This is a genomic window from Bradyrhizobium sp. 154 (genome assembly GCF_023073875.1).
Lineage (GTDB): Bacteria > Pseudomonadota > Alphaproteobacteria > Rhizobiales > Xanthobacteraceae > Bradyrhizobium.
On sequence record NZ_JADPKG010000023.1, the window covers coordinates 1 to 25684 of the forward strand.

A 25684-nucleotide genomic window follows, 5' to 3' on the forward strand; every position below is an offset into this window, starting at 1 on the left:
CCGATGCCCCATCATGATCTTCAGTCCTGCCAATTAGACAGACTGAATCACTGATATCTCTGCGTCGCAACAGCTGCCTTTTTCAACAGAATCGGCCCAACTGCGAAGTCGCGCCTCGCCTTACGGAGGTCCGCTCATGACGGCAGAGCGGACCAAATGTGCTCAACCTGAGTTCTTCTCAGGTTGACCCTAAGGCAGACATCGCGCGGCAGCATCCGTCGGGGGCTCGGCCGCTTTTGGCACTCTAAAGGGATTGACTGCCAAACCAGTGAAGAACGGGCTGTTTTATCATAGCCCTGGATCTAGGCTTCAATGTTAAAGCGAGAAGAATATCTTGAACGGAGCAAGGAAAACGCTCTCGCACTTCTGGGCGCCGGCCGGATACGCGAGGCTGCTTCTTCGATGATGATGGATATCCTCAAAAGCCCGAGTTGCTCAATGCCTCGTGAGATCCATGCATTCGGCATCTGTGCCGCCGCGGCTGCCCTACTCCCACTCAATCATTGAGGACAACGTTTCGTCGTTGATTTGGAAGGATAAAGCCTCCCATCTGACAGACTGATTCCGACGGTATACCTGTCGCATGTTTTTCACTTTGAGTTCACCGAAGAATTCGAGCCGCTCGCAATGCTGGCGATTCCGGCACCTATCGGAGTCAAACGAATGATCAGCGCTGTCAGCGTCGCCATCTTTGCCTTCCCGCACTCGTGCAAAGATCGACCGCGGCCTCGATGAGCGTCGTGAAAAACGTAAGCGCAATCTCTACGAATCCGTCCGACGAAGAGCGCCGGTGGCGACGCCAATGCACGGTCGCTACTGATCGCCGGCTCCAGCCCAGCGTGAAATGAGACTTGGACCGAAGCGGTTCCGTGCACAGGTTCACCAAAGTCGTTCTCCGCGAACCCGACGAATTCCGCTGCTAGCCGCATTAAGGGTCAAGGTCCAGCAGGCGTATGGCATTTCCGCCCGCAAGTTGCGCAAGCGTCGCCTCGTCCATTCCGGGAACGCCAGCGATGTGGCCGATCGGGTTGAATTCCGCCATATCAAACGGATAGTCGGTCCCCATCAGGATGCGATCCGGTCCGAACACGTCGAGCAGGTAAGCGAGCTGGTGATAGGTGAAGACGACTGTGTCGAGGTAGACCTGACGAAGATAGGTCGTCGGCGGTAGCGGCAGATCGGCGTGAGAATCCTGCCGCGCCCCCCAGGCATGGTCGATCCGTCCCGAATAGGCCGGCAGATACCCGCCACCATGCACCGCGAGCAGCTTGAGACCTGGGAAGCGCGCCAACGTACCGCTGAAGATCAGGTTATGCAGCGCGAGCGTCGTTTCCAGCGGATTGCCGATGACGTTGTTGAAATAGAAGCGCGTGAACCGCTCACCATGGGTGAAGCCATTCGGATGCAGCATGATCAGGGCGCCGAGTTGCTCGGCCCGCGCAAAGAACGGCCGATACTCCGGGTCCGACAACTCCCTGCCGTCGACATTGGTCAGGATCTGAACGCCTTTCAGCCTCAGCTCCGACATGACGTAGTCGAGCTCGCGCACCGCGAGCTCGGGCTGCTGCAGCGTGACCCCGCCCAGCCCGAGAAAGCGGTCAGGCTTGCGCGAGCAGAATTCGGCGACGCCGTCATTTGCGATCCGATGCGCCGATTCCGCGATTGCGGGATTTAGGGAGTAGTAGCACTGTCCCGGTGCGGGCGCGACGACCTGGATGTCGATCCCCATCCGGTCGAGATCGGACAGCCGCCGATCGATCGTCGTCATGACCTCCCTGAGGTCCTCCTCCTGTCCGGCGTTGATCTCCTTGCTCGCCGCATGCGCGAAATGGGCCAGCGGAATTCTGCTGATATCAAGATGCGGCCGCGCAACCTGGGCTGCCTCCGGAACGACGATGTGGGCGTGGATATCGATGGTTGGCGACGAAGGCCGGCGCGCGCGCCCGTCCGCGTCCTGGATACGTGCAGCCGTCAGGCCGTAGCGATTCTTGCGATCGATCATGGGGAATCCGTTGTGGCCAGTGAGATTGTTGCTAGGCCTGCATTACCGTCCATTCGAGCGCCGTGCTGAAGCGCTTGACCGCGGCCCCCACATGCGCCCGTAACAGGCTGACCGCACGGCGCGAATCACGCGCCTGCAGCGCCGTAATGATGGCGTTGTGCTCTTCGACGAATTTGTGCGCATTCGGCCCGCGCACCGCCGCGACGCTCATCCGGACCAGACGTTCGGTCTCTTCGATCAAATCGCACGTGGTTCGCGCCATGCGCGCATTGCCCGAGCAACGTGCAAGCGTGCAATGGAAATCCCGGTTGTACGCGATGAACTCGCGCTCATAGTCACCGTCGAACTCGCGAAACCGATCGAGCGATTTGAGTTCGTCCTCGGACGCGTTCTTCACCGCCTCGGCAAGGCAGGCGAGCTCCATCGCCAGGCGGAAGGTGAAAACCTCGTTCGCATCCCGCAGCGACACCGGAGCAACGCGGTACCCCTGGCGCGGGATGACGATGATGAGACCCTCGCTGACCAGTTGCTGAAGCGCCTCGCGCACCGGGGACTTGCTGACATCGAATTCCTGGGCGAGCTCCTGCTCGCGCAGCTCACGGCCTGGCGGCAACTGACAGGTCAGAATTTGCTGCCGCAGCAGCCCGTAAATCCGTTTGCTTTGCATTGCGCCCGAAAATGCTCCGTCGGGACCGCTTGTGAGATATCACAACCTTGCCCCAAATAAGGCCTCTCACACGCAAGATACCTTGGGATGCTTTACCACGCTATCGATTTTGCGGTAACTCTGGCCATTTTTACGAGCTTCTTGACTCTTCCCGGCGTCTCGTGACATCTCAGATGAGAAACAAATAACAAGATCAGATGTATCAACATCTGTTTCCAGGAGGTACAACATGCGGCGGATCGGCGCCCTCTTTTCGACCACGTTCCTGATCGGTTGGGCCTTGGCGGGTGCTGCCGAAGCAGCAGAGCCGCTGAAGGTCGGGTTCATGACCGTCAGGTCAGGCGCGTTGGCCGCGGGCGGCCGGCAGATGGAGGAAGGACTCCAGCTGTGCGTGGATGCGCACAAGGGCGAGATGGCCGGTCGGAAGATCCAGATCATCACCGCCGACACCGCCGGTCAGCCGGCCGTCACCAAGACCAAGGCGCAGGAGCTGGTCGAGCGCAATGGCGCGCAGGTTCTGATCGGGCCGTTGGCGGCGTTCGAAGCCCTGGCAATCGACGACTACATCCGCCAGACCAAGACTCCGATCATTTCCCCATCGGCGGCTGCGGAAGACCTCACGCAGCGAAAGCCCAACCCATGGTTCGTGCGCGCGGTCGGTACCTCGGCGCAGGCCCATCATGCGCTCGGCGAATATGCTGCCAAGGAACTGAAGTACAAGCGCATCGTGATCATCGCCGACGACTTTGCGTTCGGCCACGAACTCTCCGCAGGGTTCCAGCGCACGTTCGAACAGAACGGCGGCAAGGTGATCCAGAAGCTCTGGTCGCCGCTGAATGCAGCCGAATACGGAACCTACATCACCCAGATCGATCCCACCGCGGATGCCGTCTTTGCCGGGTTCGCGGGCGGCAATGGCATCAAGTTTCTCGGCGAATACAAGAACTACGGGATGCAGAAGCCCGTCCTCGGCGCGATGACGACCGTCGATGAAGGCATCCTCAAGCGAATGGGAGACGAAGCGCTCGGCGTGATCTCCGCAGGCTGGTACAGCGCGGCGATCGATACGCCCGCCAACAAGAAGTTCGTCGCGGCCGTGCAAAAGGCCTACAACGCCGACCCCGGCTACTACACCGTGGGCGCTTACATGGCGTGCGAATTCCTCAACAACGCGCTCGAGCAGGTGAAGGGCGAGATCTCCGACAAGGCGGCCTTCATGAAGGCCCTGCGCAGCGTCAATATGCCCGAAAGCCCCTACGGCCAGGTCAAGCTCGACCAATACGGTCAGCCGATCCTCGACATCACGATCCGGAAGGTCGAGAAGAAGGACGGCAAGTTGCAGAACACGGTCATCAAGACCTATCCGGAGGTCAGCCAGTTCTGGACCTATCGGCCCGACGAGTTTCTGAAGAGTCCGGTCTATTCGCGTGACTGGACGCCGGCCAAGTAATTAGCCTTCAGATCAATTCGCCTGAGCGAAGAGAGAGTCCCGCATGAATTTCTGGGTCATTCAAGGTTTGAACGGCCTGGCCTTCGGGTCTCTCCTCTTCATTCTTGCGTCCGGATTTTCACTGATCTTTGGTCTCATGCGCATCGTGAACTTGTCCCACGGTGCCTATTTCATGCTGGGGGCCTATGTCGGGATTTCGGCCATGGCCGCCGGCGCCAGCTTCTGGACTGCCATTCTGATCTGCGGCGTCGCGATCGCCGTGCTGGGCGCCGTCATCGAGCGACTGATCCTGCGCCGCTTGACCGGGCAACCGCTGGCACAGGTGCTGGTGACGCTTGGGATCGCGTTCATCATCGCTGACGCTTGCGTCTGGATCTGGACCGGCGATCCCCGCCCGGTGCCGATGCCGCGCGAACTCGCCGGCGCGTTCCGCATCCATCAACTGGCGTTTCCGATCTATCGCCTGTTTGTCATCGGCGTGGCGTTCGCGCTGGCGGCCGCGCTGTGGTTCCTGCTCGAGCGCACCCGGCTTGGTGCGATGATCCGCGCCGGGGTCGACGATCTCAACATGGCGCGCGCCATGGGAATCCGGACATCGGTTCTGTTCCCGGTGGTGTTCTGTCTTGGCTCGGCGCTTGCCGGCGCTGGCGGCGTGCTGGCGGGCCCTATCCTCTCGGTCTATCCCGGCCTCGACACCGACATGCTGCCGTTAGCCCTCGTTGTCGTGATCCTTGGCGGGGTCGGCAGCCTGCTCGGCGCGTTTGTCGGCAGCCTGATCATCGGCTTCATCTACAGCTACGGCCAGGCCCTCTTTCCGGACCTCGCCTACATGATCCTGTTCCTGCCGATGGTGCTGGTCCTGACGTTGCGTCCCACCGGTCTGTTCGGGAGGCAAGCCATTTGATTCGCGCTTCGCATCAACAGGCGGTCCTCGCCCTGCTCGCCATCGCCGCGCTTCTGGCGATGCCGTGGCTGGTGACATCGGACTACTACATCAACATCGCGACCCAGATCGTGATTGCCGCGATCCTGGCGATGAGCCTCAACGTGCTGGTCGGGTTCGGCGGAATGATTTCGCTCGGCCACGCATCCTATCTCGGCGTCGCCGCGTACCTTACGATCTACCTCAGCACGCATGCCGGGCTGGGGTCGCTCGCCAGCGCGCTGATTGCAATTGTGACGACGACACTCCTTGCGATGCTGTTCGGCTACCTTGCGCTTCGGGCGTCCGGGCTGGGCTTCCTCATGATCACGCTGGCGCTCGGCCAGATCCTGTGGGGCATCGCCTATCGATGGGCGAGCCTTACCGGCGGTGACAATGGGCTTGGCGGCCCGGTCCGGCCACGGCCGTTCGGGATCGACCTGATGAATCCCACCGCTTTCTTCTATTTCACCCTGATCTTTCTGGTGTTGGCGGTGTGGTTGATCTCGCGCTTCGTCCAGTCGGGGCTTGGACAAAGCTTGCAAGGCGCACGCGATCAGCCGCGACGCATGCGTGCGCTCGGCTACAACGTGTGGCTGATCCAGTGGCTGAGCTTTGTCTTCGCCGGGTTCTGGGGCGCAATTGCCGGCATGCTCTACGCCTATTACCACCAGTTCGTCAGTCCGCAGGCGCTTCACCTGACGACATCCGCCGAAACGCTGCTGATGGTCGTGGCCGGCGGGACCGGCACCCTGTTTGGTCCGGTGGTGGGCGCAGCCCTCGTCGTCATCCTTAAGAACGTCGTCAGCGCCTACATCACGCGCTGGCTGATGCTGCTCGGTGTCGTCTTCGTGGCGATCGTTCTGTTCATGCCTGAAGGCATCGTGCCCGGCCTGCGCCGCCTGCGTGAGACGATGAAGATGCGGCCGGGTTCGCCCACCAGGACGCCCCTGCCCGTGACCGAGGAGCGGCCGACATGACCGCGCCCGCGTTGGAGGTGACAGGGCTTCATCGTTTCTTCGGCGGCCTGCCCGCCGTGCGTGACGTCTCGATGCTTGTGCCGGTCGGCGAACGGCGGCTGCTGCTCGGGCCGAACGGCGCCGGCAAAACCACCCTGTTCAATCTCATCGCCGGCGATTTTCCCGCATCGCGCGGCGAAATCCGGATCTTCGGCGAGAACGTCACGGGAAAGACCGCGGACCAGCGTACCCATCTCGGCATGGCGCGCACCTACCAGATCATCACCCTCTTTCCGAAGAACACGCTTGTTCACAACGTCGTCATTTCGCTGCTGGGCCTGCTCAAGCTTCGCTTCAGTCCACTAGCGGACATCAGGAAGCACAAGGCGCTTTGGGACGAGGCGCGGACCATCCTGGCCCTCGTCGGCCTCGAACATCTTGCCGAGCGGACGGTGGCGGATACCAGCTACGGCGAGAAGCGCCGGCTCGAGATCGCCATGGCGCTCGCCCAGAAGCCGAAACTGTTGTTGCTGGACGAGCCCCTGGCTGGCCTCTCGGCCGATGAGCGTCGGGATGTCGAGCGACTGCTGCAAACCATTCCGCGTGACGTCACGATCATCATGATCGAGCATGACATGGACGTCGCGCTCGCCTTTGCCGATGTCATCACCGTGATGCAGCACGGTCAGATCGTCGTGGAAGGAAATCGCGCCGAGGTGGTGGCCGATCCGAAGACGCGGGAGGTGTATCTTGGGCACTGACGCGCTGGTGATCAGCGGACTCAATGCATTCTACGGCGACAGCCACGTTTTGCATGATGTATCCTTCACGGTGAAGCAAGGACAGGTTCTTGGCCTGCTCGGCCGCAACGGCGCCGGCAAGACCACCTGCATCAGCGCCATCGTCGGCCTGGTCCGCGCCAAAACTGCGCGCCTCGAGCTGTTCGGCCAATCCATCGCAGGCCTGTCGCCGGAGGCGATCTCGCTGAACGGCATTGGTCTCCTTCCGCAGGGACGGAGAATATTCCCCTCGCTCACCGTCATCGAGAATCTCACCGTCGCCGCGCGCCGCGGCCGTTCGGGTCAGCGGTCCAACTGGATGCTGAACGATGTGTACGAGGCTTTCCCGAGACTGGCCGAGCGGAAGCAGCAGCTCGCCGGCTCGCTGTCGGGCGGCGAACAACAGATGCTCGCGATCTCGCGTGCCTTGATGACCAATCCGCGGTTGATCCTCTTCGACGAACCGTCGGAGGGCTTGGCGCCGCAGATCGTCACGGAAGTCGCGGCCGTTCTCAGGCGCCTTCGCGAAAGCGGCCTCTCGATCGTCCTGGTCGAGCAGAACATCAGGCTTGCCCTTGAGATCGCCGACGACGTCGTGGTCCTGAATACAGGTTATGTCGCGTATATGGGCGGGGCGGAAGCGCTTCGCGCCGACGGTGCGCGGATCCAGCAACTCCTTGGTGTATATTGAAAGGTCAAGCATGACGTCGATTTCCGTGCGCGATGGCGTTCTCGACATCGCGGAATCCGGAGCCGGGAAGCCCGTTGTGCTCCTGCACTCGCTCCTTGCCGATCGCACCATCTTCGACCGGATCGTGCCAATGCTGGCACGAGCCCGGCGGGTGATCGTGCCCGATCTGCCCGGCTTCGGCGGCTCGTCATCCGCAGGGGCAACGATCGAGGAAATCGCGGACCGCATTGCGGGGCTGTTCGATGCCTTGAATCTCGGCACGGGTGCCGACGTCCTTGGCAATGGCTTCGGCGGCTTTGTCGCGAGCACCTTGGCGATCCGCCACGGCGGCAAGTTCGATCGCCTCGTGCTTGCCGACACCGGACTAACCTTCTCGCCCGACGGCAAGCAGTCGTTCTATGCCATGGCCGAACGCGTGCGTCAGGCCGGCATGGGAGCCATCATTGATGTGGCGATGAAGCGGCTATTCCCAGAAGACTTCATCGCGGCGCATCCGGAAGTCGTCGCCCAGCGGCGCAATGCCCTGCTCAAGACCAATCCGGAATTCTTCGCCGAGGCCTGCCTCGCGCTCGCCGCGCTGGACCTGACGTCCGGCATTGTGACCATTCGCAATCCAACGCTGGTCGTGGTCGGCGAGCTCGACGCCGCGACGCCGCCCGAGATGGCGCGTGCCCTCGCCCGCGCGCTTCCAAAGGCCGAGCTGATCGAAATCCCAAGCTGCGGTCACGCGCCGATGGCGCAGGCTCCCGAGGCCTTCATCAAGACGATCTCGGGCTTTCTCGAATTGAACTGATCATGAAACCGCCGCCGTTCCACTACCACCGACCCCAGACACGCGAGGAGCTCGGCACGCTCCTCGCCAGTCTCGACAACGCGAAGATCCTGGCCGGCGGCCAGTCGCTGATGCCGATGCTGAACCTGCGCGTGATCGCGCCCGATCACCTGATCGACATCAACCGCATTCCGGAGCTGGCGGGTATTCGCGAAACGGCCGATGGCATCGAAATCGGCGCCATGACCCGTCAGGCGGATATTCTCTCCTCACCGATCATCCGGAGCCGATTGCCGCTGCTTGCCCGCGCGCTCGAGCATGTTGGCCACATCCAGACCCGGTCACGCGGAACTATCGGGGGCAGCTGTTGCCATCTCGACCCGTCCGCCGAGCAGCCGGCGATCTGCGCCGCGCTCGATGCTGAATTCGTCGCGATCGGACCGAATGGTCGGCGTGTCATCCCTGCCGCTGAGTGGTTTCAGGGCATGTTGCAATCATCGCTCGACGATCAGGAATTCCTCGAGACAGTTCGTTTCAGACCTTGGGCCAAAGGCCACGGCTACGGCTTCGCCGAATACGCCCGGCGGCACGGTGACTTTGCGATATCGGGTGCCGCTGCACTGCTCGAAGCCGACGACAGCAGCCGGGTTACGCGCGCAGCGCTGCTGGTGTTCGGAGTCGAAGAGGCACCGCGACGCCTTTACGAGGCCGAAGCGACTCTCGTCGGCCAGATCGCCGGTCAGATCGCGCTTGCTCCAATCCTCGACGCTGCGCGCGCGCTCGATCCGATGGAAGACGTTCAGGTGACGGCGGATTATCGCCGCCATCTCGCCGGCACCCTGCTCGGCCGCGCCTTGCGCGAGGCCTGCACCAGCCTGGAGCTGCGTCAATGAGCGAACGACAACTCAGCTTCACGCTCAACGGCGACCGGCGCGAGGCCAGCGCCGATCCAAGGATGCACCTGGCGGATTTCCTGCGCCACGGCCTCGGACTCACCGGAACACATCTCGGATGCGAGCACGGCGTCTGCGGCGCCTGCACGGTCATCGTCGATGGAGCGCCGGTGCGATCGTGCCTGATGCTGGCCGTCCAGATCGACGGTTGCACGGTGGAAACGGTCGAGGGCCTTGCCAGGGGCGGCGAACTCTCTCCGCTGCAACAGGCCTTTTCCAATCATCACGGCTTGCAATGCGGGTTCTGTACGCCGGGTATGCTGATGTCGCTCGAAGCTTTTCTGCGCGTCACGGCATCTCCGACCGAACATGACATCAGAGTAGCGATCTCGGGCAATATTTGCCGCTGCACCGGCTACCAGGGAATAGTCGAAGCGGCCCTTACGGCCGCCGCAGCAAAGGGTAGCCGTACATGAGCGCGCGTTATTTTGGAGCTGCGGTCACCCGTCTCGAGGATCCTCGCCTGTTGGCGGGACGGGGACGCTATGTCGATGACATGCAATTCCCGGGCATGCTGCATGCAGCGTTCGTTCGGGCCAGTGTCGCGCACGGCCGCATCCGGAACGTCGACACGAGCGAAGCGAGCGGCATGCCGGGCGTCGCAGCGATCTACACGATGGCGGATTTCGCCGGCATTGCGCAGGGCCCGATGCCGCCTATGGCCCCGCACCCGCTCCTGCCGACACCGATTACCTATCACCCGTTGGCTGTCGAGGAAGTACGTCACGTCGGCGAAGCCATCGCGATCGTGCTGGCCGACGACCGGGCAAGGGCGGAAGATGCCGCAGCCGCCGTGTTGCTCGACATCGAGGAATTGCCGGCGGTTGCCGACGCTGTCCTTGCCTCAAGGGCAGGAGCGCCCAGAGCCGACAGCAGGCGGCCGAGCAACATCGCAGCCACCATGAAGGCCGGCTTCTCAGATTGCGGCGCGGTGTTTGCGAACGCCGACCATGTCCTGACGGAGCGCTTCGATATTCATCGCGGCGGTTGCCACTCCATGGAGTGCCGCGGCGTGGTTGCCAGCATCGATCCGCATTCAGGCGTACTGACTCTCTCGACGTCCTCGCAATCGCCCTACATGGTGCGGCGGCACCTTGCGAGCTATCTCAACCGCGATGAGAGCCAGATCCATGTGATGACGCCGGATGTCGGCGGCGGCTTCGGCCCGAAGGCCAATGTCTATCCGGAGGAGTTCGCCGTTGCGCTTGCCGCGCTCAAGACCGGGCGGCCGGTCAAATGGATCGAGGACCGCCAGGAGCACTTCGTCGCCACGACGCAGCAGCGCGGACAGGTCTGGACGCTCGATGTGGCCTTCGACAATGACGGGCGGATGCGCGCGATCCGGGGCCATTGCGTTCACGACAACGGCGCCTACGCGCCCTACGGTCTCATTCTGCCGGCAACGGCCCTGGCCAGCTTTCCGGGCCCATACGCGCTCGAAGCGCTCGACCTGACGATCGATGTTGTGTTGACCAACCTGGTGCCGACGTCCCCCGTACGTGGCGCATGCCGGCCAAATGCTGCGTTCGTCCTTGAAAGGCTCGCCGATCGGATCGCGCGCCACCTCGGTATCGACCGCGAGCAGGTGCGCCGGCGCAGCTTCGTTCGCGCCGACCAGATGCCTTACCTGACCGGGATGAAGGCCCGTGACGGTTCGCCGATTTCCTATGACAGTGGCGACTACATCGCCGCGCTGGATCTCGTGCTCGACAAGATCGACGCCGCCGGTTTTGAAGAGCGCCGCGCGGCCGCGGAGCAGCACGGCAAGCTGCTCGGTCTCGGTATCGCATCCTGTGTCGAGGATACCGGGCTCGGTCCGTTCGAGGGAGCTTCGGTTCGGGTCACGCCGGCCGGAAAGGTCATTGTCAGCACCGGCGCATCGAGCCAGGGTCAAGGGCATCGTACGGCGTTCGCGCAGATCGCCGCAGACGCTCTCGGCGTCGACCTGAACGATGTGACGGTCGAGACCGCCGATACGTCGAAATTCCCACTCGGCATGTCCACCATTGCCAGCCGGATCGCAGTGACGGCCGGCTCTTCCGTCGAGCTGGCAGCACAGAAGGTTCGTGCCAAGGCGATCGCCTTCGCCTCCCATAGACTGGAGGTTGGTCCGGAGGATCTTGAACTCGAAGGCGGCGCGGTACGCGTCAAAGGCGTTGCCGGATTGAACGTCAGCCTGTCGGAGATCGCGCGCACCCTGGCCGGGAATGTCGGAATGGGTCTTCCCGGCGGCATGGAGCCGGACCTCGCGGCGACGGCATATTTCAACTCGACGGCGCTGACATTCGCCTACGGCGCAAACGCCTGCGAAGTCGAGATCGATCCCGAGACCGGCGATGTGCGGGTCATCCGCTACGTCGTGGTTCACGACTGCGGCAAGCTGATCAATCCGCTCATTGTCGACGGTCAGATTCGTGGCGGGGTCGTCCACGGGATTGGCAACGCGCTGTTTGAACGCATGATCCATGACGAAGCCGGTCAGCCCCTGACCACCACTTACGCGGATTATTTCCTGCCGCTGGCGTCAGAGATGCCGCCGATCGAAGTCCATCACATCGAGACACCGTCTCCTCGCAACCCGATCGGCGTCAAAGGCGCCGGCGAAGGCGGCACAATTCCAGCCGCGGCCTGCGTGATCTCGGCCGTCGAGCATGCGCTGGGCACAGATGCGCCTTTCGTCCATCTCCACCCGATTTCGCCACAACAGGTGGTGAAATGGATAGAGGCGAGCGCATCCTCGGCGACGGCCTGACTGTCAGACAGGCAACGGTGGCGTGATCTCAGGAAGCGGCAAATTCTGACGGCAGACCCGCCGCAATCTTTTGATCTTGAATTCACAGAGAAAATTGCTCCTCTCGAATTACTTACAGTTCCGCTACCAGCGCGTTGACGCTACCATCAGTACATGCTAATCATTAGTTACGACTAATTACAATCTACAAGCTCGACCGGTAATCGAATGGCGAATTCTCGTAGGCATGGTCGGGCATCCTGCATCGGTTAGGCATGGTCAAAGATAACGTGCAACTGGCAGCTCTAGGCGATCCGACCCGCAGGCGCATATTCGAACTAGTGGGGATGCGGCCTCGCACCGTCACTGAAATCACTCGGGAGCTAACGGTCTCCCAGTCAGCCGTCTCCCAGCATCTCAAGGTGCTGCGCGAATCTCGTTTGGTTCGCGCTGAGCCGAAGGGCGCCAGCAATATTTATCACATCGATCCGGCGGGGCTCGGCCAGATGCGCGCTTGGCTCGACCGGTTCTGGAGCAGCACACTGGCGGCTTACAAGATCGCCGTCGAAAACTCTCGGGAGGACTAGCGATGAGCAGACGTGTATCGGCCGCCTCCGTCAAACAATCGATCGTGGTCGAGGCGCCGATCGAGCGCGCGTTCAAGGTCTTCACTGAAGACTTCGGCAGCTTCAAACCGCGCGAACACAATCTGCTCTCGGTCCCCATCGCAGAGACAGTGTTCGAGCCTCGGGTGGGCGGTCACGTCTATGATCGCGGCGTCGACGGCACCGAATGCCGCTGGGCGCGCGTGTTGGCGTATGAGCCACCGAATCGCGTGCTGCTCAGCTGGGACATCAGCCCGCGCTGGCAAATCGAAACCGATCCCGACAAGACCAGTGAATGGGAGGTACGGTTTATCCCCGAAACGCCAGGTCGGACCAGGTTGGAGCTTGAGCATCGTCACCTCGAACGTCATGGTCAAGGTTGGGAAGGCGTGCGCGAAGGCGTCGAGGGCGAACAGGGTTGGCCGCTCTACCTGAAACGGTTCGCCGAGCGGATTGCCCGTAAGCCATGATGCTCGCGTACCTCATGCGCCCCTATCGTAATTGCGGAGGCCCGTATGGCGGCCTACTCGTTTAGTGTTATCGGAGTGCTTGTCCTCTGCCTCGGATCCATTCTGCTGGCGATTTATTCAGGATCGTCCAAAGGAAGAGCGGGCGCCCTCTCCGGACCTGTCCTGCCGGCCGACGACGACAACTTGCTGTACCGGATTGATCGCATTCACATGAATGCGGTGGAGGCGCTGCCGCCTTTTGTCGTCCCAGCAGTTTTGGCCATGATAGTGGGGGTCAGACCCGGTACGCTTGCGACGCTCGTCTGGGTCTACGTCGCAATTCGTCTGATCCATGTTGCGGTCTATTTGCGCGGCGGCAAAGCGGCCAAAGGCGGCAGCATCAGAACCATTCTCTACGTTTCAGGAGCGCTCGTGACTATTATTCTCATTGCCACGACCGCCGTCGCAGTTATCGGCTGACATACCAGGCACTGGGGCCGCTCAGTCTGCCGAACGGATGCTCGACGGTCTCGCGGCGTGTACGCATCGCGTTTGGATTCTGGTCGAGCCGCGCCTGCGCGCGTTCGAGAACGTCCCGCCGTCGAAGCGTTGCGGCCGGAGCGCCTACTGGCGTGATGAGAACGAACCCGAGGGAGTACGAGGTCATGCGCCTCCCCGCTTGATCGGCGTGTCAAACGCGGGCCAACACGAACTGCGCCTCAAGGCTGCAAAGAGTCAGCTCCAGCGCAGCGTGTTCGCAAGGCTGCTCGCGCGCTACACCGCTATCGCGGACGAACTGGAAGAGGCGCGATAGCAAAGATGTTTCCTCCAAACACTTTCCGAGATCGCACCAAGCAAGCGGCGCACGATGACTCCTCTACCGGCGGGCGATATGTTTCTCACGGTCGCACTCATGGCCATGACCTTCTTGGCCGAGATCGGCCTTTTCATCCTGATCGGAGTTTGAACGCAACAGCGCTTGGCCGTGATCTAGCCCTCGGCGAGCCTGATGCTTGAGGCGGTCAAGATTGTTTTGCCGCCGTGAAAGCCGGGGTCGGTCCAGATTCGCACATTAGGGGGGAGGGTTCGCCAAAACCGAAGCAAGCGAGTGGATTTCGATGAAGTCGAAATACTGGCCAGGCAAAGCGATCTAAACATAGCCCTCGAAAGCTACGCCGCGGGGCTCGAAATACGATGTCCCTGCGGCGCCCGGTTGCTGGCCCCTGAAATCCTCCAGCAGCTTCAGTATATCGGCCAGCGCGCAGTGCGTTTGTGAACTGGTTCACAATTAACGACCGTAACACTACGGCGTCCCCTCTGCGTACGAAGCCCAAAGTCAAATGCGCCGCCCTGCCCAAGACGCGGTGAGATCATACACTAACAAACCCGTACCGCGCTACCTCTGCCCCAGCGCCGTCGACAACCACTACAACGGTGCCACTAACGGGATCATACTCCGGATCGCTGCCGATATCGCGTGCGACACGGGCGCCATACTGTCCCGCGAGATCGGCCGAGCCAAACATCTCCCCGCATCGTCCGCCTGTAGTTGCCCATTGTGAATGATCGGAAAATAGTCGCGCTGCACAGCATGGCCCTCGTCTATTTAGGCCATCATGCGCCATCTCGGGACGGGCCGAACCTGTCAAAAATGACAGGGACAGCGACGCCACACTCACCGCAGCCAGCGTTGGCCTGATTCAGGGCCCCGACTCAGAAGCCACCACGGCATCTCAAAGGGCTTCCTTGCCGTGCTTTTTTGGCTTTGGTGCATTGTCGGGTTGCTCTTCAATGCCGGCACGCTGTTCGGGCTCACCGGCAGTATAGGCGTTGGGACGTCGGCCTATCTGACGGCAACCTGCCTCGTCTGGATTGGCGGCATGGTGTTGTTTGGCATCGGCGCCCTACTCGCTCATACTGACTTTGACGGTGAGCGGCCGATGGCGGAAGACTACGGCGATGTTCGGGTGACACGGTAGATGACCAGCTTTGAGTGATTTCCAAATCGATCTCGCAAGCAGCACAGCTTGCGCCGAGTGTTCCGCTCATGTGCCACTGGAGTGTAACGCGTGTCCGGACTGCTCCACGCCCGCACCACATCGTCTAAATTTCTATGAGTTTTTTGCTGAGCTGGAGCGAATGAGCATTATGGACGCCCGCTTTGGCGGACTCGTGTTGGGGCGCCACGGGCTTGAAGATGACATACCCCCTATATCAACACCATGGCGCCGGCGTCTTCGCCGTGGTTGGGATGATGCAGGGTGGCGAATACATTGTGTCTGCAGAGGCAACCAAGCTTCATCGATCTTGATTAAACGAGATCAACTCTGAAACGGGAACGCCGCCGGATCTTTCATGCTCTCCACAAAGCACTGTTATAGATACGAGCCTGATGCCTCGCTATGGAGGGCTGCGGGTCGCTTACGGGGGTCCGTTCATTGTCAATCGATTTGCGACGGCTAAATATTCTGATGAGCTAGAGAGGATGAACGTATCGTCGATCGTTGAACAATTGCGACAGGAAGCGGCTCCCCCAAAGGGGTTCAGCTCAACGCGCGGTTAATCAGTCGAGACGCCCAAATGAAGATCGCGATCCTATCTGTCGCAGATGTTGCCGGTTCGTACACCGCGACGCTCATGGAGCGAGGGCACGAGATCACCATTGGCCCTTTCGGCCACGCCCCCATAGCTGTGACTGGCATGATTGAGGACGGAATTGAGGGCGTTCTCATCTTGACAGATGACGATGAGACCCTGGAGGAGATTGCTGCGCGCTTCACTAGGGCAACAGGCCGCCCTGTATGGCGCAATATGACCGAAATCCCGCGCTGATGGGGCGCGCCAAATAGTGAGCCCCCCGAACGCGGGCCTTTATTCGTTGACCGCTACGGCAGTTACTAAAGTTGCAGCAATGAAGCGCCCGATTGAACATCTTCGCGACTCTGCGATGTCCATGGAGGTGGGACCGTCCGGAGGGGAGCATTATGGAAATGGTTAAGATTGGCGAGCGTCTTCACACTGTGAAGACCGACGCGATTTACCGGATCATGCTGGCTGACGAAATTGATTCTGGTCGCACTAATATCAATGTGCCAACCTCGCAACAGAAGGTTTTAGACTACGGTTCAGACTCGCCGTTGGTAGCCAAAACACTGCTGACTGCCAAGCAGCTGTTTTCCTTGGCGTCCGAAAGGAGGCTTGCGACTTTTCGCAAATCGGTAACAGATTCCTCGGAAGAAACAGCGCCCTGCCCTGCGGCGAATCGGATCTGCTGGAATCGCTCCGTGGTGAGCCCGGTGTATTCCGCATTCTTCTGCAGGGCTGCGAGCTGACTATTAACTTCAGTCAGCGCAGCCAAAAGACCGCCGACCAAGCCAGTTACGCCTGCCGCAGCAGTGCCAAGCAACGCGAAGCCGCCACGGCCTGGATTGATGCTTGCAAACGACTGCGCTATCCGGTTCATCGCGGTATCCGCGATGTCACCGGCTTGATTCATGTCGCTTTGGAATTAGTCCAGCTTTGCGCCAAGCTGAACAACAAGGTCGTTGGACAATTTTTACGTTCCTGAGTTTGACATAGAGACGGTCGCCGGCACGTCGGTCGTGTGCCGGGTGGGGAGAAACTTCGCACGGGGTTGCGCGCTACTCTCGGTGTGTTAGACCGCGCCCTCAACATTGAAGGAGCGCAGTTTTGGCTAACAAGAAAAACGCAATTCGCCGCGAGTGGACGAAGGACGAGATCAAAGACCTGAAGGCGCACTCCAAGGCTAGGACGCCTGTCGTCAAAATAGCCAAGATGACTAAGCGCTCCGCAGGCGCGCTACGCCAAAAAGCTCTCGTGTTGGGTATCGGCCTGGGCCATCAGCGTTAATTCGGGACGCTGGCAACTAGTGGGCCCGGGTTCCAAAGGAACACTAGGGCGGGCTGATGCTTGAATCGTCGCCGGCTCGAAGCCGAGTTGGCGGAGCTGCCCCGGCCCAACCCTCAACAGCCCCCTGAAGCCGGGGCAGTATCTCCGCGGTCGGTAGTATCGGAGTAAGAGTATGCGTCAGTCGCCCTCGATTGTCCCGCTTGATCGTCTGGATCGCGACATCTATTTGGTCCTGGAAGACTTCGGCGCACGCGCGGGGTGCGCCTGGCGAGAAGCCGACGAGCAGGACACCGACCGCGAGACAGTGCTGCAGGACATCCTCTCCGGCCAATATGCCTATCCGGTTAGGATTATCGTATTCAACGCCATCGAGGGTTGGTCTCGCGACGCGACGGAGGACATCGCAGACGCGCTCGCCGACCGAGCCGCCGGTGAAGGGCTGGACCTCTCGCCCGCGCTTGAAGCCTTCGTCCAAGCTAACGCGAGCCGTCCTGTTGCATTGCAGCTCGCCTTGCCGCTGCGCGGCGCCGCTTGAGGATCAACACGGCGCCCTGGGGCCGCCTCAGCCGATACGAAGATTTTCCGCTGAATCTTTGCCGCGATTGTTTACGACGTCGAAGCTCACTTTGGCGCCCTCTGCGAGTGAGGTAAAACCGGCCTTTTCAACTGCCGAGATGTGAACAAAGACGTCTTTGCCGCCATTGTCGGGCTGTATAAACCCATAACCCTTCGTTGAATTGAACCACTTTACTGTCCCCATAGCCACTTAACTTCTCCATTTTTCAAAAAGCAAAGCTAGTGCTCGAATTTCGACAAAAGAAAGGCTAGTCGCAGCCCACCGCCTTCACGCGGGGGCGCCGCCAACGATCTCGTCTGGCCAACGCATCAGAACCTCTATCTTGATACCCCCCGCGTCGACCTGTGTGTGTTGCGCGAAGCCGCCGACAAGTCCGCCGATCGTGACTGCGCCAAAGGTCCCCGCGTCAGTTCGGCTAAACCGTGCGTTATGCTGCTTCTCTAGCAACGGCAGTCCATCGTCAGGAAATTGCATTTCCGATAAACCTTCTACGCTGGGCGTGATGTACCGCTCGACTGCGGAGCCCTTGAAAAAGTCGTGGTCAAGATGGCATTCAGTGACGAAGATTGATGGGCCGGTATTGTCGGACCAGCCAGCCAACACGACGTCCGTCCTGCCGCCGACGTTGAGACCGATCGCTTTCGGCTGGGTGTCGCACGCTACAACACTCAGAGCCTCTTCCAAGCACGAAGGTTTTGGCGCGGACCTTCCTTGGCTGGTCGGGCGGGTGCGCTCATGACCAAAATAGGAAATGACCATCTACGCACCCACCCTTGACCTAGATCAAGGCGGCAAGTGCAAAACTGCTAGCCGCAGACCCACACGAAACCGATTGGACTGCGGCGCCAGCAAGTGCCTGTGCCATATGGCCACCAGCGGCCGTTCCAGTAGCGCCTCCCGGTGCCGTACCAGACGCCGCCGTAATAGCGCCGACCAACGACAGCGGCTCCGCCGCGTGGACCAACGACAGCTGCGCGGCCACGCGGGCCAACGACGGCGGCTCCGCCGCGCGGGCCACGAACGGCCGCTCCTCGTGGGCCAACAACGGCGCCCCCACCACGCGGGCCGCGCACGGCTGCCCGAGCCAAGTGCACGTTGGACGACAAAGCAATCGCGCCGATCAGATGCGGGTCAGCAGAAACGGCACGCGCGACATTTTGGGCGCCGAACCCGAGCATACTGACAAGCGCAACAGAAAACAGCAAAGCCTTATGCATGTTTCACCTCCAGGATGCCCCACGGAGACAACTCTAGCCCGCCTTGATGGCCGCGGAGCAGTTTTTTGCTCGGCATGACTTCCGATAATTAGGCATTACCGCAGGTTAGTCCGCTTCACTCCAAGACCTGCCAAGCTAGCGAGGTCGCCGAATGACCCAACACGGACCCTTAAACCCCAGACACTCCACGTATCGCGTACGTACCTCAACAGTAAGGTGAGAATCTCCGTCAGGCGACAGCGGTCAGTTGTCGCACGGACCCAGCGCTAGATCGATAATAGCTCACGCAACGGAGGGAACATGGCGTTCAGATCAGCGGCTTTTATTCTTTGCCTGCTGCTTGCCATTCCGAGCAGCTCGATTGCGGGAGAGACGCTTGATGCTGCTGCCATCGACGAGATGCACAAGCACTTTTCAGAAGCGTACAATCGCGGTGATCTGGACACTATGACCGCAACATTTGCAGAGAACGCTGTGCGGGTGACGCCAAGCGGCATCTTTCAGGGGCGGGACGCCATTCGCGGGAGTTTCAGCGACGTCCTCAAGCTCGGACTGCATGACTATTCGGTTCAAAGAACCACCTCACGTCCCGAAGGAGCCTTCGTTTTCAACGCTGGAACATGGCAAGCCAAAGTAGGAGACCGGCCGTTTCACGGTTATTACTCATCCATATTTACCAGCGAAGGTGGACAGCCGAAGATCATCGAAGAAACGGTTGCAGTTGCTGCCCCCTGATCGTCTCGCGGTGATCAGCCGCAAACTAAAGGATTTGCTGCACGGAATGACGGCCCGCGGATCACTTTGCTCCAAAACCTGCTGGTGTGGGCTTTAAGCTCTCGGCCCTTCTGTACGATCGAGCGCGCTGCGATACTCCATCAGTGACCTCGCAATGGATTTCGCTCTTCTGCTGCGATAAGCCAAGCGCACCACACCGATCAGGATTCTCAACGCGAAGAAGGCGAGAAGAAGTCGACTAAACTACCCTAAACTGCGCGTTGCCAGCCGGTCGCACTACTCCCCACTCTATCATTTTGCAGGAGGTTTCGTCGTTGTTTTGCAAGCACAAATCTCCGCGTCTGACGGACCAATCCCGACGGTATATCCGCCACAATTTTTCGATCTTGGATTCACAGGATAATTTACGCCGTTCGTAATACTCGCGATTTCGTTACCTATCGGGATCAATCGACTGAATTGTCTTACAAAGGTAGAGCAACTCGCCACCGCTTGTACTGCCACAGTATGCTTCACATACCGTCAGGACAGCGGTGTCCAGTCCCCCCGAGCCGAGCCGACACAGGCTCAATCGATCGGAGCGCGCCGGGTATGCCAATCCGTCGCCGACTGGAAGGCATGCCCGGCGCGCGCGAGCACATCCTCCGACAGATGCGGGCCGACGAGCTGCATGCTGAGCGGCAAGCCGTCCGACGCCATGCCATTCGGCAGCGTGATGGTCGGGTTGCCCGAGAAGTCGAACACCGCGGTGAAGCGCAGGATGCTGAGCAGCACGTTCGGATCGGCGCCGTACTCTCCCATCCTGGTCAGTGTCGGGATCGGCACGGGCATGGTGGGGATCAGCAGCAGGTCGATATCGCCAAACAGGGCGGCCAGGCTGCCGCAAAATTTCAGCCGCTCGTGATGGATCTGCGCGATCTCGACGCCACTCATCGACCTGCCCTGCTCGATCAGCTGCGCTAGGTCCGGGCCGTATTCCGACTTCCGCGACGGATAGGTCTCAAGATGCGCCTCAGCGGTCTCGATCGAGCACATCGGAATCCACATGCTCACGAGCTTCTCATAGGCCGGGAACTTGACCTCGCGGATGTCGGCCCCGAGCGCGGCGAGCGTCCGCTCGGCTTCGAGCAACGCGGCGACCACTTGCGGATCGATGCCGTTCTGGGTGTAGCTGCGGTCGACGCCGATCCGCAGGCCGCGGACCCCGTCACCGATCCCCGCGAGATAGTTCGGCACGGGGGCCTGCAGGGCGGTGGGATCGTTGACATCCGCCCCTGCGATGACGCCGAGCATGGCCGCCGCGTCGGCTGCGCTCCGGCACATCGGCCCGACATGGTCGAGCGAGTCGGCCAGCGGAAAGACGCCATGGCGGCTGACGCGTCCCCAGGTCGGCTTGATCCCGGTCAGCCCGCAGGTTGCCGATGGAAACCGGATCGAGCCGCCGGTGTCGCTACCGATCGAGCCGAAGCAGAGCCCCGCCGAGGTCGCCACGCCCGATCCGCTGGAGGACGAGCCGACCCAGTAATCGACGCCCCAGGGATTGAGCGGCGCCTGATCGTTCGGATGATGGCTGGTGTAGGCCCCCTCGGTCATCTTAAGCTTGCCGAGCGTGACGGCGCCGGCCTGCTCGAGCCGGTCCACGATCGTCGCGTTGAACGACGGGACGAACTTGGCGTGGATCGTGGTGCCACCTGCCGTCGGCGCGAAGCTGGTGTAGCAGAGGTCCTTCAGTCCGATCGGCACGCCGTGCAGAGGCCCGCGCCAGATGCCACTGGCAAGCTCGGCGTCACAGCGCTTCGCCTGCGCCATGGCGCGCTCGGCAAGGACGAGTGCATAACCATGAAATTTTCCGTCGAGCCTGGCGATCCGGCTCAGCATGGCCTCGGTCACCTTCGAGGGCAAAAGCTCGCCGCAACGGAACAGCTCGGAGAGTTCGGTGATCGACTTGTAGTGGATTGGATCTGCTGACATCTGACAGCCCTGTTGTTGTCGGAAACGGCTTCGCTCACCGGCGCCGCGACGGCCCGGTCTCATAATGGCGCGATGCTGGATACGTCTAGAACTGCACCCCGCGCGTGAGCGCACCATCGACGACGAGGTTGGTGCCGGTGATGAAGCTCGCCGCCTTGCTGGCAAGAAACACCGCGCCATTCGCCATTTCCTGCGGCGTGCCCATGCGGCCGGTCGGATTCAGCGCCAGGGCGGTCTTGTACAGCTCGGGATTACCGTCCTTGATCTGGTTCCAGACGCCACCTTCGAAATAGGTGTTGCCCGGTGAGACCGAGTTGGCGCGGATGCCCTTGCCGGCAAGCTGGAAGGCAAGTCCTTGCGTGTAGTGGATGATCGCGGCCTTGAATGTCCCGTAAGGACCGCTGGCGAAATCGACTTCGCGGCCCGACACGCTGGAGATGGTGACGATCGCGGCCCCCTTGCTCTTCTCCAGATGCGGCATCGCCGCATTGACCAGCCGCACCGTGCCCATCATGTCGGTTGAGAACTCCTTCTCCCAGCTCTCCTCGTCCTGCTCGATCGAGAGCGCACTGACATTGGCGACGACGATATCGATGCCGCCGAGCTTGGACGCCATATCCTCCACCCAGGCCTTGAGCGCCGGGCCATTGGAGACGTCCACCGAGCTGCCGAACGCGGCGACGCCCTTCGCCTTGATCGCGGTGACCGCGCTGTCGACGTCGGCCTGGTTGCGCGCGCAGATGCCGACATTGGCGCCTTCGGCTGCAAAGGTGTCGGCGATCGCCCTGCCGATGCCCTTCGTGCTGCCGGTGACGAGAACCCTTGCGCCCTTGAGTCCGAGATCCATGTTCATTTCCTCCCTATTGACGACTTGAAAGCACGCCCGAGGCCGTTCAGAGCAGAAGCTGTTCGCGCACATTGTCCTCGTTGACCTCGCCGCCGGCGAGCGACCGCGTGATCTTGCCCTTCTCCATGATGTAACAGCGCTCGGCGATCGCCAGGATCGTGTCGAGGTTCTGCTCGACGAAGATGATGGTGGTTCCGAGCTCGTTGCGAAACGACCGGAGCGCTTCGCAGATGTGCTGAACGATCGACGGCTGGATGCCTTCGGAAGGCTCGTCCAGAATCATCAGGGACGGATTACCGATCAGCGCGCGGCCGATGGCGAGCTGCTGTTGCTCGCCGCCCGACATGGTGCCCGCGGCCTGTCGCCGACGCTCCTTCAGCCTTGGGAAATATTCGTAGACCAGCTCCGGCAGCTTCTTGCCGCCGGGACCGCCGATCAGCTCGCCGACCTGAAGGTTTTCCTCGACCGTCATTTGCGGGAACACGTCGCGCCCTTGCGGGATGTAGCCGAAGCCCGCCCTCGCCCGTGCGTCTGCCTCCAGCGCGGTCACGTCCTGCCCCATGAAGCGGATCGTGCCGCGCCAGGTTTGCAGCAGCCCGATCAGGCAGCGCATCAGGGTCGATTTGCCGACGCCGTTGCGGCCGATCACGCCGACGATCTCGCCACGCGAGACTGACATGGTGACGCCCTGCAGGATCGGCGTCGCGCCGTATCCCGCCCATAATTCGGCGACGTCGATAATCCGCTCTGACGACGACGGTTCAGTGCGCATGGGTCTTACCCAGATAGATTTCCGCGACCTTCTCATCCTGCAGGATGCTTTCAAGCGTGCCGCGCGCAAAAATCCTGCCGAGATGCAGCACCGTGACGCGCTGGGCGACCTGGCGAACGAAAGCCATGTCGTGCTCGACCACGAGCACCGTCATGCCCTCGGCATTGAACGACCTGATCAACTCGCCGGTCCTGAAGGTTTCCTCGGGCGACATGCCCGCGGTCGGCTCGTCCAGCAGCAGGAGCTGCGGCTTCAAAGCCAGCGCCATCCCGATTTCGAGCCATTGCTGCTGGCCGTGCGACAGCGCGCCCGCCAGCTTGTCGCAATCCGCCGCAAGATTGAGCAGCGTCAGCAGGCGATCTTCCTCGGCGATGCGCTCCGAGCCGGACAATCGCTCCTGCAGCGCGGTCTGGATGTTCTGCCGGACCGGCAGTTCCTTGAACACGCTCGGGGCCTGCATCTTGATGCTCATGCCTCGCTGCACGCGCGCGTAGGGGCGCTCGGCCGTGATATCGACGGTGTCGAACAGGATGCTGCCCTCGGTCGGCGGATAGAGGCCGACGATCAGCTTGAAGAGCGTGCTCTTGCCGGCGCCGTTGGGGCCGATCAGGCAATGGATCTCCCCGGCGTTGACCGTGAGGTCGACGCCGGAGACGGCCGTCAATCCGCCGAAGCGCTTCGATACGCCTTTGACTTCGACCAGCGACATGATCAGGACTCTTCCGGTTGCAAGCGGCCGGCCTCTGCCACGACGTGGCCGCGTCGCCGGCGTCCCTGCCACCAGTCGGCGGCGAGCTTGCCGATGCCGAGCACGAAGCCCTGCGGCGCCAGCATCACGGTCGCGAGCAGCAGCGCGCCCATCAGCACCAGCGCCGCCTGCTGGCTGTAGACCGTGATGGTCTGGAAGCCGAACAGCAGCAGGAACGACCCGATCAAGGTCGCGGTCAGATCGCTGCGCCCGGAGAACGCCACCCACACGATGGGCATCGCGGCGGCCGGCAAGCCGATGCTGGACGGGGTGATGAACTGTCCCCAGGACGTGTAGAGCGCGCCGCTTAGGCCGGCGAGACCGCTGCCGATCACGAAGGTCAGCAGCTGATATTTCCTGACGTCGTAGCCCAGCATCTCCGCGCGCTGGGGATTCTCCCGCGTCGCCACGATGACGTTGCCGATGCCCGAGTTGACCAGCATCCGCAGCGCGAGATAGACGATCACGATCAGCGCGACCATGACGTAATAGAGCGCCGAGCCCTCGATGTAGAAGTCGCCGACCGTCAGCGGGTCCATGCCCTTCATGCCGTTGAAGCCGTTCAACCGCGCCGGCCCGATATGCCATTCCGGCCCGGCCGTCTGGCCGAGGAAGAAGGCGAGCACGAGCGTCGCGGACAGCGTCACGATTCCGAAGAAGATGCCGTTGATGCCGCCCCAGATCATGAAATAGCCGAGGATGCCGGCGGCGATCATCGCCAGGACCACGGAGAGCACGAGCGCGGCGATCGTCGCGGTGCCGCCGCCCATGTTGATCGCGAGCACGCCGTAGCCGTAACCGGCGATGCCGAAGAACAAGGTCTGGCCGAAGGACAGCATGCCGCCATAGCCCCACATCAGGCAGAGGCCGAGCGCCATGAAGATCCAGATCAGGAAGTAGGCGAAATTGCCGACGTCGTAGGAATGGGCGAACAGCGGATAGGCCAGCGCGCCCGCGAGCACGACCAGGAAGCACGACCAGAACATCTTGCCGCGTCCGAGCGTCTGTGGGCCTTCGAGCAGCTTGAACATCACAGATTCCCTTTAGCGTCCACGGCGAACCAGCACGCTGGAGAGTCCCTCGGGCAAGACGCGGATGATCAGGATGACGGCGACCAGCATGCCGATCTGTCCGATAATCTGGCCGTAGCTCGCATTGAGCGCCATCCGGATCATTGCTAGGAACACCGCGGCCGGCGCCGTTCCGAGCAGCACGTTCGCTCCGCCGATCACGACGGTGACAAAACTCTCGACCACGAAGGTCGCGCCCATGGTCGGGATCAGCGTCATGGTCGGCGCGTAGAGCGCGCCGCAAAGCCCGGCAAGGCCGGTTCCGATCCCGAAGCTGATCGCATAGATGCGGCCGGTGCGTGCGCCCAGCGCCTTGGCCATCGCCGCATTCTGCATCGTCGCTCGCGCGATCACGCCAAAGCGCGTCTTCATGAAGATGATGTAGAGGCCGGCCAGCACCGCCACGGCGCAACCGAACAGCACCAGGCGGTAGGTCGAGAACGTATAGCCGCCGATCGCAAAGCTCCCCTCGGGCGTCCCGATGCCGCGCACGGCGGAGCCGACGATCAGGAGCATCGACTGCGTCACGATCAGGCTCAGTCCCCAGGTCGCGAGCAGCGAATCCAGGGGGCGCTTGTAGAACCGCCGCACGACGAGGAATTCAACGAGGACACCGATGAGCCCGGCCGTCAACGCGGCCAGAATCTGGGCAATCGCGAGCGGCACGCCGAGATTCACCAAGCCGACGGTCACATAGGCGCCACACATGATGAATTCGCCATGCGCCATGTTGATGACACCCATCATGCCGAACACGATGGCGAGGCCTGCGGCCGAGAGAATGAGGAACGCGAAGACGTCGGCGAACTGATAGAACAGCGAGAACAATTCAGCCGACATCTTGGTCCCCTTGCCGATCCCGACGCCGCGTCGTTGCGGCGCCGGTCTTGTTCAGAA

At 61.5% G+C, this 25684-nt stretch carries 29 protein-coding genes; 18 read left to right on the forward strand and 11 right to left on the reverse strand.

Going from position 1 to position 25684, the window contains the following annotated elements; all coding sequences use genetic code 11:
• Positions 1-928 precede the first annotated feature (928 nt).
• Both IVA92_RS03010 and IVA92_RS03015 read right to left on the reverse strand, forming a co-directional pair.
• Positions 929-2002 carry an amidohydrolase family protein gene (locus IVA92_RS03010; protein ID WP_247279378.1) on the reverse strand — a complete coding sequence of 358 codons (1074 nt, stop codon included), beginning with the start codon at positions 2000-2002 and terminating at the stop codon, positions 929-931.
• Between the two features lie 31 nt (positions 2003-2033).
• Complete coding sequence (locus IVA92_RS03015) at positions 2034-2669, reverse strand: GntR family transcriptional regulator (protein WP_128933814.1); 636 nt, start codon at positions 2667-2669, stop codon at positions 2034-2036.
• 229 nt (positions 2670-2898) lie between these two features.
• Between IVA92_RS03015 and IVA92_RS03020 the strand changes: the two genes are divergently transcribed.
• From IVA92_RS03020 to IVA92_RS03090, 15 genes are all read left to right on the forward strand, one after another.
• Positions 2899-4119, forward strand: coding sequence for an ABC transporter substrate-binding protein (locus tag IVA92_RS03020; protein WP_247279379.1), 1221 nt, complete (start codon positions 2899-2901; stop codon positions 4117-4119).
• Between the two features lie 43 nt (positions 4120-4162).
• Positions 4163-5023: a branched-chain amino acid ABC transporter permease gene (locus tag IVA92_RS03025; protein ID WP_247279380.1), complete on the forward strand. Its 861-nt coding sequence runs from the start codon at positions 4163-4165 to the stop codon at positions 5021-5023.
• Positions 5020-6021: a branched-chain amino acid ABC transporter permease gene (locus tag IVA92_RS03030; RefSeq protein ID WP_247279381.1), complete on the forward strand. Its 1002-nt coding sequence runs from the start codon at positions 5020-5022 to the stop codon at positions 6019-6021. The genes IVA92_RS03025 and IVA92_RS03030 overlap by 4 nt, the downstream gene beginning before the upstream one ends.
• Entirely contained in the window at positions 6018-6761 is a 744-nt protein-coding gene (locus IVA92_RS03035; RefSeq protein ID WP_247279382.1) for an ABC transporter ATP-binding protein, read from the forward strand. The genes IVA92_RS03030 and IVA92_RS03035 overlap by 4 nt, the downstream gene beginning before the upstream one ends.
• Positions 6751-7470, forward strand: coding sequence for an ABC transporter ATP-binding protein (locus IVA92_RS03040; RefSeq protein WP_247279383.1), 720 nt, complete (start codon positions 6751-6753; stop codon positions 7468-7470). Before IVA92_RS03035 ends, IVA92_RS03040 begins: the two co-directional genes overlap by 11 nt.
• Before the next feature lie 10 nt (positions 7471-7480).
• Positions 7481-8263, forward strand: a complete 783-nt coding sequence (locus tag IVA92_RS03045) for an alpha/beta fold hydrolase (RefSeq protein ID WP_247279384.1) — start codon at positions 7481-7483, stop codon at positions 8261-8263.
• Between the two features lie 2 nt (positions 8264-8265).
• Entirely contained in the window at positions 8266-9135 is an 870-nt protein-coding gene (locus IVA92_RS03050) for a xanthine dehydrogenase family protein subunit M (RefSeq protein WP_247279385.1), read from the forward strand.
• Positions 9132-9611: a (2Fe-2S)-binding protein gene (locus tag IVA92_RS03055; RefSeq protein ID WP_247279386.1), complete on the forward strand. Its 480-nt coding sequence runs from the start codon at positions 9132-9134 to the stop codon at positions 9609-9611. The genes IVA92_RS03050 and IVA92_RS03055 overlap by 4 nt, the downstream gene beginning before the upstream one ends.
• A complete protein-coding gene (locus IVA92_RS03060) occupies positions 9608-11947 on the forward strand; it encodes a xanthine dehydrogenase family protein molybdopterin-binding subunit (protein WP_247279387.1) in 2340 nt (779 codons plus the stop codon). The genes IVA92_RS03055 and IVA92_RS03060 overlap by 4 nt, the downstream gene beginning before the upstream one ends.
• Before the next feature lie 254 nt (positions 11948-12201).
• Positions 12202-12513 carry a metalloregulator ArsR/SmtB family transcription factor gene (locus IVA92_RS03065; RefSeq protein ID WP_247279388.1) on the forward strand — a complete coding sequence of 104 codons (312 nt, stop codon included), beginning with the start codon at positions 12202-12204 and terminating at the stop codon, positions 12511-12513.
• A gap of 2 nt (positions 12514-12515) precedes the next feature.
• Positions 12516-13001 (forward strand): SRPBCC family protein, encoded by a 486-nt coding sequence (locus tag IVA92_RS03070; RefSeq protein WP_247279389.1) that lies wholly within the window; start codon positions 12516-12518, stop codon positions 12999-13001.
• 45 nt (positions 13002-13046) lie between these two features.
• Positions 13047-13460 (forward strand): MAPEG family protein, encoded by a 414-nt coding sequence (locus tag IVA92_RS03075; protein ID WP_247279390.1) that lies wholly within the window; start codon positions 13047-13049, stop codon positions 13458-13460.
• Positions 13461-13497: 37 nt separating this feature from the next.
• Entirely contained in the window at positions 13498-13794 is a 297-nt protein-coding gene (locus IVA92_RS03080) for a hypothetical protein (RefSeq protein ID WP_247279491.1), read from the forward strand.
• 967 nt (positions 13795-14761) lie between these two features.
• Positions 14762-14959, forward strand: a complete 198-nt coding sequence (locus IVA92_RS03085; RefSeq protein WP_247279391.1) for a hypothetical protein — start codon at positions 14762-14764, stop codon at positions 14957-14959.
• A gap of 601 nt (positions 14960-15560) precedes the next feature.
• Complete coding sequence (locus IVA92_RS03090; protein ID WP_247279392.1) at positions 15561-15812, forward strand: hypothetical protein; 252 nt, start codon at positions 15561-15563, stop codon at positions 15810-15812.
• A gap of 286 nt (positions 15813-16098) precedes the next feature.
• Here IVA92_RS03090 and IVA92_RS03095 read toward each other — a convergent pair whose 3' ends face one another.
• A complete protein-coding gene (locus tag IVA92_RS03095; protein WP_247279393.1) occupies positions 16099-16476 on the reverse strand; it encodes a hypothetical protein in 378 nt (125 codons plus the stop codon).
• Positions 16477-16670: 194 nt separating this feature from the next.
• On the opposite strand from IVA92_RS03095, the gene IVA92_RS03100 reads away from it, so the two are divergent.
• Positions 16671-16850 (forward strand): hypothetical protein, encoded by a 180-nt coding sequence (locus tag IVA92_RS03100; RefSeq protein WP_247279394.1) that lies wholly within the window; start codon positions 16671-16673, stop codon positions 16848-16850.
• Positions 16851-17022: 172 nt separating this feature from the next.
• Positions 17023-17385, forward strand: a complete 363-nt coding sequence (locus tag IVA92_RS03105; RefSeq protein ID WP_247279395.1) for a hypothetical protein — start codon at positions 17023-17025, stop codon at positions 17383-17385.
• Between the two features lie 27 nt (positions 17386-17412).
• Here IVA92_RS03105 and IVA92_RS03110 read toward each other — a convergent pair whose 3' ends face one another.
• Positions 17413-17616 carry a cold-shock protein gene (locus IVA92_RS03110; RefSeq protein ID WP_247279396.1) on the reverse strand — a complete coding sequence of 68 codons (204 nt, stop codon included), beginning with the start codon at positions 17614-17616 and terminating at the stop codon, positions 17413-17415.
• A 78-nt stretch (positions 17617-17694) separates the two neighbouring features.
• Positions 17695-18186: a hypothetical protein gene (locus IVA92_RS03115; protein WP_247279397.1), complete on the reverse strand. Its 492-nt coding sequence runs from the start codon at positions 18184-18186 to the stop codon at positions 17695-17697.
• Positions 18187-18944: 758 nt separating this feature from the next.
• Here IVA92_RS03115 and IVA92_RS03120 point away from each other — a divergent pair.
• Positions 18945-19379: a nuclear transport factor 2 family protein gene (locus IVA92_RS03120; RefSeq protein ID WP_247279398.1), complete on the forward strand. Its 435-nt coding sequence runs from the start codon at positions 18945-18947 to the stop codon at positions 19377-19379.
• 567 nt (positions 19380-19946) lie between these two features.
• Here IVA92_RS03120 and IVA92_RS03125 read toward each other — a convergent pair.
• The 6 genes from IVA92_RS03125 to IVA92_RS03150 all read right to left on the reverse strand — a co-directional run bounded on the left by IVA92_RS03125 (position 19947) and on the right by IVA92_RS03150 (position 25627).
• Positions 19947-21350 (reverse strand): amidase, encoded by a 1404-nt coding sequence (locus IVA92_RS03125; RefSeq protein ID WP_247279399.1) that lies wholly within the window; start codon positions 21348-21350, stop codon positions 19947-19949.
• 85 nt (positions 21351-21435) lie between these two features.
• Positions 21436-22197 carry an SDR family NAD(P)-dependent oxidoreductase gene (locus IVA92_RS03130; protein ID WP_247279400.1) on the reverse strand — a complete coding sequence of 254 codons (762 nt, stop codon included), beginning with the start codon at positions 22195-22197 and terminating at the stop codon, positions 21436-21438.
• A 46-nt stretch (positions 22198-22243) separates the two neighbouring features.
• Positions 22244-22969 (reverse strand): ABC transporter ATP-binding protein, encoded by a 726-nt coding sequence (locus IVA92_RS03135; protein WP_247279401.1) that lies wholly within the window; start codon positions 22967-22969, stop codon positions 22244-22246.
• On the reverse strand, positions 22959-23678 hold the full coding sequence (locus IVA92_RS03140) for an ABC transporter ATP-binding protein (RefSeq protein WP_247279402.1): 720 nt from the start codon (positions 23676-23678) through the stop codon (positions 22959-22961). Before IVA92_RS03140 ends, IVA92_RS03135 begins: the two co-directional genes overlap by 11 nt.
• 2 nt (positions 23679-23680) lie before the next feature.
• Positions 23681-24748, reverse strand: coding sequence for a branched-chain amino acid ABC transporter permease (locus IVA92_RS03145; RefSeq protein ID WP_247279403.1), 1068 nt, complete (start codon positions 24746-24748; stop codon positions 23681-23683).
• Between the two features lie 12 nt (positions 24749-24760).
• On the reverse strand, positions 24761-25627 hold the full coding sequence (locus IVA92_RS03150; RefSeq protein WP_063684269.1) for an ABC transporter permease: 867 nt from the start codon (positions 25625-25627) through the stop codon (positions 24761-24763).
• Positions 25628-25684 lie beyond the last annotated feature (57 nt).